This is a genomic window from Streptomyces sp. NRRL F-6492 (assembly GCF_001280125.1).
Lineage (GTDB): Bacteria > Actinomycetota > Actinomycetes > Streptomycetales > Streptomycetaceae > Streptomyces.
Window position 1 is genome coordinate 1 of record NZ_LGEG01000048.1, and the last position, 9,554, is coordinate 9,554.

At 74.5% G+C, this 9,554-nt stretch carries 10 protein-coding genes and 1 pseudogene; 4 read left to right on the forward strand and 7 right to left on the reverse strand.

The window, feature by feature from the left end:
• A pseudogene (locus tag ADL08_RS06745) lies at positions 1–284 on the reverse strand (Leupeptin-inactivating enzyme 1); the annotation flags it as partial.
• Positions 285–847: 563 nt separating this feature from the next.
• Here ADL08_RS06745 and ADL08_RS06750 point away from each other — a divergent pair.
• Complete coding sequence (locus ADL08_RS06750; RefSeq protein WP_107091972.1) at positions 848–1,297, forward strand: DUF1203 domain-containing protein; 450 nt, start codon at positions 848–850, stop codon at positions 1,295–1,297.
• Positions 1,298–1,333: 36 nt separating this feature from the next.
• Here ADL08_RS06750 and ADL08_RS06755 read toward each other — a convergent pair whose 3' ends face one another.
• From ADL08_RS06755 to ADL08_RS06770, 4 genes are all read right to left on the reverse strand, one after another.
• Positions 1,334–1,801 carry a VOC family protein gene (locus tag ADL08_RS06755; protein ID WP_053641142.1) on the reverse strand — a complete coding sequence of 156 codons (468 nt, stop codon included), beginning with the start codon at positions 1,799–1,801 and terminating at the stop codon, positions 1,334–1,336.
• A gap of 56 nt (positions 1,802–1,857) precedes the next feature.
• Positions 1,858–2,469, reverse strand: coding sequence for a DUF4291 domain-containing protein (locus tag ADL08_RS06760; protein WP_053641143.1), 612 nt, complete (start codon positions 2,467–2,469; stop codon positions 1,858–1,860).
• A gap of 125 nt (positions 2,470–2,594) precedes the next feature.
• The gene (locus tag ADL08_RS06765; protein ID WP_053641144.1) at positions 2,595–3,410 is read right to left on the reverse strand and encodes a nucleotidyltransferase domain-containing protein; all 816 of its coding nucleotides are present in this window, start codon (positions 3,408–3,410) and stop codon (positions 2,595–2,597) included.
• A gap of 72 nt (positions 3,411–3,482) precedes the next feature.
• Positions 3,483–3,917 carry a winged helix-turn-helix transcriptional regulator gene (locus ADL08_RS06770; protein WP_053641145.1) on the reverse strand — a complete coding sequence of 145 codons (435 nt, stop codon included), beginning with the start codon at positions 3,915–3,917 and terminating at the stop codon, positions 3,483–3,485.
• A gap of 99 nt (positions 3,918–4,016) precedes the next feature.
• Here ADL08_RS06770 and ADL08_RS06775 point away from each other — a divergent pair, with 99 nt between their 5' ends.
• Complete coding sequence (locus ADL08_RS06775) at positions 4,017–5,414, forward strand: MFS transporter (protein ID WP_053641146.1); 1,398 nt, start codon at positions 4,017–4,019, stop codon at positions 5,412–5,414.
• A gap of 76 nt (positions 5,415–5,490) precedes the next feature.
• Here ADL08_RS06775 and rarD read toward each other — a convergent pair whose 3' ends face one another.
• Positions 5,491–6,495, reverse strand: a complete 1,005-nt coding sequence (rarD, locus tag ADL08_RS06780) for an EamA family transporter RarD (protein WP_053641147.1) — start codon at positions 6,493–6,495, stop codon at positions 5,491–5,493.
• Between the two features lie 111 nt (positions 6,496–6,606).
• Entirely contained in the window at positions 6,607–7,476 is an 870-nt protein-coding gene (locus tag ADL08_RS06785; protein ID WP_053641148.1) for an NmrA family NAD(P)-binding protein, read from the reverse strand.
• 96 nt (positions 7,477–7,572) lie between these two features.
• On the opposite strand from ADL08_RS06785, the gene ADL08_RS06790 reads away from it, so the two are divergent.
• Together ADL08_RS06790 and ADL08_RS06795 are read left to right on the forward strand one after the other, a co-directional pair.
• Positions 7,573–7,989: a winged helix-turn-helix transcriptional regulator gene (locus ADL08_RS06790; RefSeq protein WP_053641149.1), complete on the forward strand. Its 417-nt coding sequence runs from the start codon at positions 7,573–7,575 to the stop codon at positions 7,987–7,989.
• A gap of 84 nt (positions 7,990–8,073) precedes the next feature.
• On the forward strand, positions 8,074–8,931 hold the full coding sequence (locus ADL08_RS06795) for a hypothetical protein (RefSeq protein ID WP_053641150.1): 858 nt from the start codon (positions 8,074–8,076) through the stop codon (positions 8,929–8,931).
• Positions 8,932–9,554: the final 623 nt, after the last annotated feature.

Consider the following 9,554-nt stretch of genomic DNA (forward strand, 5'->3'; position numbering starts at 1 on the left):
TGGAGGCTGGTGGTGTATCCGGCCGCGTCCAGCTTCGCCTTCACGAAGTCGATCGACGCCTTGTAGCCGGTACGGCCGTGGGCCCGGTTGCCGCCGTTGGCGGTGGCGATGGACTGGAGGTCCGTCAAGTGCTGCTTGACGGCGGTGAGCGAGATGTCGGGCGCGGCGACGGCACCGGCGGCCTCGGCGGGCCGGGCGGTGGCGCTGGTCCCGGTGAGGCCACCGAGGGCGAGCGCCGCGAGGGCGGCGACCGCGGTGACGCGTCTGGGCACGGAGATGTTCATGTGGGGGCTCCGGATTCCGAACGGGGATGGGACGGAACGTGCGAGACGCCTCGGGCGTGGGAGGCCGCGAGGCGTTGGAGCTGTACGGGTGCGCGTGCGGTGTTCAGTTGTCCGCCGCACGCGCGTTCTGTGGCGCATGCGTTCTGTTGTGCGTGCTGAATGTTCAGTGACAGGTTGTGTTCACGTCAAGAGCGGAAACCGGTCAGGGGCGTTCGCTCAGCGGACGAGGGGGGCTGTCGCGCCCCTGGAGCCCCGACTCCCTTGGCGGTAAAGGCACTTCGGGCGAGTGTCGCGTCCGAATCCCGCCAGCGGGCGGGCGGGGGCGGGGTGACGCTGGAGCCATGCGTACCACCGAGACTTCCCCCGCGCCCCGGACCACCGCGGCCTCTCCCGCGCCCCGGGCCGCCGTGCCCTCTCCCGCGCCCCGGGCCGCCGTGCCCTCTCCCGCGCCCCGGGCCGCCGTGCCCTCTCCCGCTCCCCGGGCCGCCGGGACTTCCCGTGCCCCCGGGGCCCCCGCGACCGCCTACGTCCCCCGGGCCGTCGAGCCCGCCGTCCTCGCGCGGCTGCGGGCCGTCGACGATGCCGGGCGTCCCTGTGCGCCGTACGCGGCCACCGGGGGCGGGGAGCCGCTCCGCTGCTGTCTGCGTCCCGCCGCCCCCGGCGAGCGGATCGCGCTCGTCTCGTACGCGCCGCTGCGGCGCTGGGCGGCGCAGACGGGGGCGGAGCCGGGCGCGTACGACGAGCAGGGGCCCGTCTTCGTGCACGCCGGGGAGTGCGGCGGGCCCGCGCCCTCGGGGGAGTACCCCTTCGCGCGGCCCGGGGCGCTGCGGACCCTCCGCCGGTACGACGCGGAGGGCCGGATCGCCGGCGGCCGGCTCCTGGAGCTTCCGGAGGACCCGGCGGAGGGCTTCGACCGGGCCTTCGCGGAGGCCTTCGAGGACCCCGCCGTGGTCCTGGTCCACGTCCGGGCCGTCGAGTACGGCTGCTTCCACTTCGAGGTCCGGCGCCCCTGACGGCCGCTCCCCGGGCCCGCGCGCACCGCTACCGCGCTACTGCACGCAGAACTCGTTCTGCTCGGGGTCGGCCATGACCACCCACGACCCCGACGGCTCGTCCACCTCGCGCAGGACCGTCGCGCCGAGGTCGGTCAGCCGGGCGACCTCCTTGTCCCGGGCGCCCTCCTCCGTGTGGAGGTCGAGGTGGATGCGGTTCTTGACGCTCTTCGCCTCCGGGACGCGCTGGAAGAGGATCCGGTGGCCCAGGCCCGCGTCGGTGTCCTCGTCGTACGGCTCGTCCGGGTGCCGCACGGCGGCGAGGTCCCGCCAGCCGAGCCGCTCGTCCTCCGTGCCCTCGTGCACGGCGGCCGTCGCCCCGTCGGGGACGGCCCCCATCCCGAGGAGCCGCCGCACGAGCGCGCTGTGGTCCTCCTCCCGGTAGTGCAGGGCGGCGGCCCAGAAGGCGGCCTGCGCGTGGGGGTCGGCGGCGTCGACGACGAGCTTCCAGTGAAGGGGTTTCATGGAACCGGTTGTAACCGCTCCGTCGCTCCGCATGCCACCGGAACGACCCTTCTGCACTAGAACGGGCGGTCTTCGTCCATCCGTACGCGGTCCAGGAGTCCCTCCCGCTCCGGATACGGCTCCTCCCGGGGGAGCAGGGCCCGGGCGCCGTCCGTGTCGCCGGCCCGGACCAGGGCGTGGACGCGGTGGGCGAGCGGGGTCACGTCGGTGATCGACACCGTCCACTCGTCCGCGTACCGGCGGGACGCCTCGCCCGTCAGGCCGAGCTGGAGCGAGCGGTACGGGAGGGGGTCGAGGCGCGGGTCGCGCTCCGGGTCCCACTGGACCCGGGCCGGGGACCGCCTCAACTCGCGCTTCCACGCGTCCCGGTCGGGGTGGAACCCGCGCACGTAGTGGGAGAGGCAGGCGTTCCGCAGGGCCCATTCGAAGCCCTCGCGGGTGATCTCCACGGCGAGGACGGTCTCCTGGCCCTCCTTGGCGCCCCAGCCCGAGCGGTACATCATCCACAGGAACGACGGCTTGATCCACGTCATCCGGTCCCGCTTCCAGACGGCCGGAAACCGGCCCTCCCGCGCCGCCGGCAGCCCGATCCCGGGCCGGTACGCCTGGTAGACGGTGACCGTGCGGTCCGTGTGGAGCGCGCGGATCCGGTACTTCGGTTCTTCCATGCGCCTCAGGGTGCGGGAAGTCCCGCCGCTTCACGACCGGTTATTTCCGGACCGCTCGGGAAGCGGACCCCGTAGGCCTCGGCGGGCGGGCGCCCCGTACACCTCGGCGGGCGGGCCGGTGCGCCTCAGTCGGCGGGCGCCCCGCACACCTCGGCGGTCAGGGCGTCCGCCTCGTCCAGTGCCGCCGCCAGCGCGGCCGGAGTCGTGCCGAGGGCGGAGAGCAGGGACTGGGCACGGGAGGTGAAGTCCGGCGGTGCGGAGGGGAGTTCGCCCGCCTCCTGCACCGCGCCCTTCTCGTTCAGGACCCAGCTCCCCGCCCGCGCGTGCAGGGCCTGGACGAGGAGGCCGACCGCGCGGAAGAGGCAGCCCGCCACGTAGAAGGTGTCCCCGCGGGCCGCCCCCTTCCGGGCGCCGGCCAGGATGAACGGCGCCTCCCAGCGCGCGTTCTCGACGAAAGCGTCCCGGAGCGCGTCCGGGTAGACGCGGGCCTGCTCCTGGAGCTCCCGGAGCTCGCCGGTCGGGTCGGCCAGGACGCGGCCGAGCGCCAACTCGCCCACGTAGGAGGGGGAGTGGAAGCCCAGCGGGTGGCCGGGCTGGACACCGATCTCGAAGCGGCCCTCCGCGCACTCCCGCCGGACGCGGCGCACCCGGTCCAGGTCGCGGTAGATCCAGTCCATCCGCTGTCCGTCGACGCCCAGCCACGCGCCGCCGTCCACCCACGGCCCCCAGCCGCCCGGCTCGGTCACCTCCACCGGGCCGCCGGTCAGTTCGGCCGCCAGCAGCCGCAGGGCGGCGGTGTCCAGCGGCGGCCGGTAGTACAGGCCGAGGTCGTGGTCCGAGTCCGGGGCGTGCGTCCCGCGCGCCCGGCTGCCGCCCAGGCACACGCCGACGACCCCCTCGACCTCGGACAGGCGGTTCGCGATCTCCGTCAGGCGTTCCATCCGGCCCAGTCTGCGGAAACCGCCCGCTGCCCGCGACCCGGTTTTCCGGCGCGCCCCCGGCGCCGCGGCGCCCTACACCAGGGCCTCCTTCGCGTCGTACTCCTCCCGCGCCGCCGCGATCTCGTTCTGGTGCCGCTCGGTCCAGGTCACCAGGGAGCGGATCGTGGTGTGGAGCGTGCCGCCCAGGGGCGTCAGCGCGTACTCCACGCGGGGCGGGACCACCGGGTGGACCGTGCGCCGCACCAGGCCGTCGCGCTCCAGCTGGCGCAGGGTGACGGTCAGCATGCGCTGGCTGACGCCGTCGATCTCGCGCTTCAGCTCCGTGAAGCGCAGCACGCGGCGGTCGAGGAGGGCGATGACGAGCAGCGACCACTTGTCCGCGACCCGGTCGAGGATCTGCCGGACCTCGCAGTCCTCGCGGGTGTCCCACTGGAAGGGGTCGGTGTCCCCCTCGGGCCCGTAGGTTCCCTCGCAGTGACTCGGTGACTTCGAAGTGCCTTCTTCCATGGCATCCGATGCTCCCGCAGGATGCAGGTGGTTACAAGAGGGAACCGGCCCTCCCGGACGTAACCGGCCACCCCAACCCACCCTGCCCTGGAGACAGTTGTGTCCTTCCGCGCCTGGAGCCTGCTTCTCGTCCTCTGCGGGACGATCTTCCTCGAAGGCATCGACGTCGCCATGCTCGCCGTCGCCGTGCCCACCGTCCGCGCCGACCTCGGCCTCACCACCGGCACCGCCGCCTGGGTGATGTCCGCCTACGTCCTCGGCTACGCCGGCTTCACCCTCCTCGGCGGCAGAGCCGCCGACCTCCTCGGACGGCGCCGGATGTTCCTCGGCTGGCTCACCGTCTTCCTGCTCTTCTCCGGCCTCGGCGGCCTCGCCGACCAGGGCTGGACCCTGATCCTGGCCCGCTTCGTGACCGGCGTCGCCGCCGCCTTCATGACCCCGGCCGCCCTGTCCATCATCACCACCTCGTACGAGGAGGGGCCGCAGCGCAACCAGGCCCTGCTCGTCTTCGCCGGCACCGCCGCCGGCGGCTTCTCGCTCGGCCTGGTCATCGGCGGGCTCCTCACCCAGCTCGGCTGGCGGTGGGTCTTCTTCGCCCCCGTCCTGCTGGCCGCCGCGGTCCTCGTCGCCGCCCTCCGGCTGATTCCGGAGGAGCCGCGCCCGGCCCGGACGAAGGGCGGCTTCGACCTCGCCGGGGCGCTCACCGCCGCCGGCGCGATGCTCCTCCTCGCGTACGGCGTCGTCCGCCTGGAGCACGGGCTCGACGGCTGGACGCCCACGGTCGCCGCGCTCGCCGCCGGACTCGTCCTCGCCGGGGTCTTCGTCGCCGTCGAACGCCGGGCCGCCACCCCCCTCGTCCGCCTCGGCGTCCTCCGCGAGGCGTCGGTCCTCCGCGCCGACCTGGGCGCCCTGCTCTTCGTCGGCTCCTTCTTCGGCTTCCAGTTCGTCGCCACCCTCTACCTCCAGGAGCTGCGCGGCTGGTCGTCCCTGGAGACCGCCCTCGCCCTGCTCGTCATGGGCTGCGACGCGATCCTCGCCCCGACCCTCACCCCGCGCCTCGTGGCCCGCTTCGGCAACGCCCGGGTGATCCTCGGCGGCTTCGTCCTCGCCGTCGTCTCGTACGCGCTGTTCCTGCCGGTCGGCCCGGACTGGTCGTACGCCGCGATGTTCCCGACCCTGCTGCTCACCGGCCTCGCCTTCGCCCTCGCCTACGGCCCGCTCACCATCGCCGGCACGGAGGGGATCGCGGAGGAGGAGCAGGGGCTCGCGAGCGGACTGCTCACGACCGCCACCCAGTTCGGCTCGGCCGTCGGCATCTCGGCGGTGACGGCGGTGTACGGCCTCACCGGCGGCGGCCTCGACGGCTTCCGGGCGGCGCTCGCCGTCCCGCTGGTGATGGTCGGCCTCGGGGCGGTGATCACCGCCACGGGGGTGCGGCGATCCCGCACTCCCGGGGCCGCCCCGGCCGCGAAGGCCCCGGCCGACGCCGTGGTCTGAACGTCCCGGTGCGCCACGGCCCCCGGAGTCCTCCTCCGGGGGCCGTGGCGCGCGGTCGGCGGCGGTCAGCGTCCGGTCAGCGTCCGGTCGCGGGCGAGGCCTCGACCGGCCCGGCGTCCCCGGCCGCGTCCGGAGTCCCGGCCGGTCCCGCCGCCCCGGCCGCTCCCGCCGCCGTCGCCGCCGCGATCGCCGCCCGGCTGCGCCGGCTCGTCCGCAGCGCGTCCCAGGTGAGGATCGTCAGGGCCAGCCAGACGAGGGAGAAGCCCGCCCACCGCTCCGGCGGCATCGCCTCGTGGAAGTAGAGGACGCCGAGGAGGAACTGGAAGGTCGGCGCGAGGTACTGGAGGAGGCCGAGCGTCGACAGCGGGACGCGGATCGCCGCCGCGCCGAAGCAGACCAGCGGGACCGCCGTGACCAGGCCGGTGGCGACGAGCAGCGCGGTGTGGCCGGCGCCGTGCGAGCCGAACGCCAGGGTCCCCCGGGTGCCGAGCCAGACGAGGTACGCGAGGGCGGGCAGGAACTGGACGGCGGTCTCGGCGGCCAGCGACTCCAGGCCCCCGATGTTGACCTTCTTCTTCACCAGGCCGTAGAGCGCGAAGGAGAAGGCGAGGACGAGCGAGATCCACGGCGGCTGCCCGTACCCGATCGCGAGGACGAGCACGGCCGCGAAGCCGATCCCGACCGCCGCCCACTGCGCCGGGCGCAGCCGCTCCTGGAGTACGAGGACGCCGAGGGCGATGGTGACGAGCGGGTTGATGAAGTAGCCGAGGGAGGCCTCGACGACGTGGCCCGTGTTCACGGACCAGATGTAGAGGCCCCAGTTCACGGTGATGACGGTGGCGGCGACGGTGATCAGGCCGAGCTTGCGCGGGCTGCGCGCCAGCTCCCGCATCCAGCCCCAGCGGCGCAGCACGAGCAGGGCGAGCCCCACGAAGGCCAGGGACCACACCATCCGGTGGGCGAGGATCTCGATCGCCCCGGCGGGTTTGAGGAGCGGCCAGAAGAGGGGGACCAGACCCCACATGCCGTAGGCGCCGATCCCGTAGAGCAGGCCTGCTCGTCCCTCGTTCTCCGTCTTCACCGGACCTCCCGCCCTGTGCCGCGCCGTCCTGTCGGCCGCTTCGACGACGGTAGCGCCGCACGGGGCGGGTTGTCATGCCCGTACCGCTATACGGTCATGACGGCCGGGTGGTCACCGGGAGGCGTCGAGGGCCTCCTGGACCGAGACGCCGACCGGGGTGGTCGGGCGGCCGATCAGCCGGGTCAGGTCGCCGGTCCGCAGGGCGAGCGCGCCGTGCTCGGCGGCCCGGTCGACGTCGACCAGGATCTCGGCGAAGGGGCGCGGGAGCCCGGCGCCGAGGAGGATCTCCAGGTGGGCCTTGGCGGAGACGGGGGCGTACGCCACCTCGCGGCCGGACCGGGCGGCGACCTCGGCCGCGTACTCGGCGAAGGACCAGGCGGTGTCGCCGCTCAGCTCGTACGCCCTGTTCAGGTGCTCCTCGGCCGGTCCGGTCAGGACGGCGGCCGCGGCGGCGGCGTAGTCGGCGCGGGAGGCGGAGGCGATCCGGCCCTCGCCGGCGTTGGAGACGACGGCGCCGTGGGCGAGGACGGGGGCGAGGTTGGCGGTGTAGTTCTCGCTGTACCAGCCGTTGCGCAGGAAGGTGTACGGCAGGCCCGAGGCGAGGATCAGCCGCTCGGTCTCCTTGTGCTCGGCGGCCAGCTCGAAGTCGGCGTCGTCGCCGCCGAGGACGCCGGTGTACGCGAGCTGGGCCACGCCCGCCGCCTTCGCCGCGTCGATCACGGCGGCGTGCTGCGCGACGCGCTGCCCGACCTCGCTGCCGGAGATCAGCAGCACCCGGTCGCCGGCCTCGAAGGCGCCCGCCAGGGTCTCGGGGCTGCCGTAGTCCGCGATCCGCAGCTCGACCCCGCGCTCGGTCAGGTCCGCCGCCTTCTCCTTGTTCCGGACGACGGCGACGACCCGCTCGGCGGGGACGGTGCCGAGGAGGGCGTCGACGACGAGGCGGCCGAGCTGTCCGGTGGCTCCGGTGACGACGATGCTCATGGTGCTTCCTTCTGCCTGGGGTGCGGTGAACGGTGTACTCACCGTACGACGGGCACTAACTTTCCAACAGTGCCCACTTTGAAGTAAGGTACTGGCATGGAGGTAAGTGAAGAGGTGAGCGCGATGGCTCCGCTGCCCGACGTGTTCGAACCGATGTGCCCCTCGCGGGCCGTCCTGGAGCACGTCACCAGTCGCTGGGGCGTCCTCGTCCTCGCGTCGCTCCTGGAGCGCCCGTACCGCTTCAGCGAGCTGCGCCGCCGCATCGGGAACGTCAGCGAGAAGATGCTCGCCCAGACCCTGCGGACCCTGGAGCGCGACGGCTTCGTCCACCGCGACGCCAAGCCCGTCATCCCGCCCCGCGTCGACTACACCCTCACCCCGCTCGGCGTCGAGGCCGCCCGCCAGGTCCGGGAGCTCGCCCACTGGAGCGAGCGGCAGGTGACCGCCGTCCAGGAGGCCCGCGAGCGGTACGACGACGCGCGTCGCGAGAGTGCCACCGCTTTGTCCCAATGAGGCTTCAGCCACGGTGTGTTGCCCCGTCAGGTCGTACGATCTGATCGCCGTTCGGGCAATCCGTGTAGGGACCGTGGGGGAACTGTGGCGTACGGAGACCGAAGACTGCTGCGCGCCTGCTGTGCCGTACTGGTGGGCGGGCTGATCGCGACCGGGTGCGCCGACGGACGCGACGACGGGGCCGACGGCGCGAAACCCACCGGCAAGGCGCGTACGGGCGGGGCGTCGACCCCGGGCGGTACGGCCCCGGCCCCCACGACCACCCCCACCCCGACCGCCCTCGACTTCACCCCCGACCCGAAGCGGGCGCCGAAGAACGCCGCCGACGCCCGCAGGCTCGCCCTCGCCGTCGTCGCGGGGCCCGACGCCTGGGGCCCGGACTACGTGAAGCGCACCCCGTACCTCAGCGACCCCGACTACTGGCCCGCGCTCGGGGACGGCTGCTCCTGGGAGACCGGCACCCGGCCCCCCGGCGTCCTCCACAGCGTCACCGCCTACAGCGAGGTCCCCGCCGCCGACGGCCGGGGGACCCTCCGGGTCGCCGCCACCGTCACCGTCCACCGCACCGAGGACGACGCCGACTGGGAGATGGCCGAGACCCTGGAGGAGGCGCTCCGCTGCCCGGACCAGTGCCTGCGCGACGGCGAACGGATCGAGGGACTCATCTCCCTCGGCAACCCCTTCGGCCTCGGCGGCAACTACACCGCCACCGACTCGCTCGGCGAGCGCGGCGGCTACTTCAACGACGCGTTCCCCGGCAGGCAGTTCTACGGCTGGTACCAGTCGAGGATCGGCCAGGTCACCGTCGCCACCGTCGTCAAGGGCGCCCCGGGCTACAGCGAGGAGACGACCGACACGACGGTCGGCACCGTCACCGCCCAGGTCCAGGCCCTCGTCACCATGCTCGAACGCGTCAAGGACGAGCTGGAGGTCCAGTCATGAGCCCTGTGAACCCACGAGACGACCGGGGGCCGGAGGACGACCGGGGGGCGGAGGGCGGCCGGGAGTCGGAGGACGGCCGGGGGACGGAGGGCGGCCGGGAGTCGGGAAGCGGCTGGGGGCCGGGGAACGGCCGTGGGCCGGAGGGCGCTCGGGAGCCGGGGAACGGCCACGGGCCCGAGGGGGGTGACGAGACGGAGGGCGGGGCCGGGCCCCGGCCGCCGCGCGACCCCCGGGTCGGCCCCCTGCCGAGCCCCCCGGCCGGGTCCGGTGCCGGACGGCGCCCCCGGGGAGGGGGCCGGTCCGACGCCGGCCATCTGGCCCCGGGCGTAGACCGGCCCGACGCAGGCCACCGGGCCCAGGACGGAGGCGGGTCCGACACCGGCCACCGGCCCCAGGGCGGAGACCGGCCCGACCCCGGCCACCAGGCCCCGGGCGAGCCCCGCCCGGAGGCCGGGCGCCCCACCCCGCCCGGAGCCGGGCAACAGGAGAACCCGCCTCCGGCCGAGACGTCGTTCCCGCTCCGGCCCCCGGCAGGGGCCCCCGCGGGGAACACGCACCCGGCCGAGCCCCCGCACCCGGACGCGCACCCGGCAGGGAACCCGCCCCCGGCCGAGCCCCCGCAC

Coding starts and splice junctions, on each gene's coding strand:
- ADL08_RS06790 (WP_053641149.1), top strand. CDS start 7,573: ATGGAGGTAAGTGAAGAGGTGAGCGCGATGGCTCCGCTGCCCGACGTG.
- ADL08_RS06755 (WP_053641142.1), bottom strand. CDS start 1,801: ATGAAACCCCTTCACTGGAAGCTCGTCGTCGACGCCGCCGACCCCCAC.
- ADL08_RS06760 (WP_053641143.1), bottom strand. CDS start 2,469: ATGGAAGAACCGAAGTACCGGATCCGCGCGCTCCACACGGACCGCACG.
- ADL08_RS06765 (WP_053641144.1), bottom strand. CDS start 3,410: ATGGAACGCCTGACGGAGATCGCGAACCGCCTGTCCGAGGTCGAGGGG.
- ADL08_RS06785 (WP_053641148.1), bottom strand. CDS start 7,476: ATGAGCATCGTCGTCACCGGAGCCACCGGACAGCTCGGCCGCCTCGTC.
- ADL08_RS06770 (WP_053641145.1), bottom strand. CDS start 3,917: ATGGAAGAAGGCACTTCGAAGTCACCGAGTCACTGCGAGGGAACCTAC.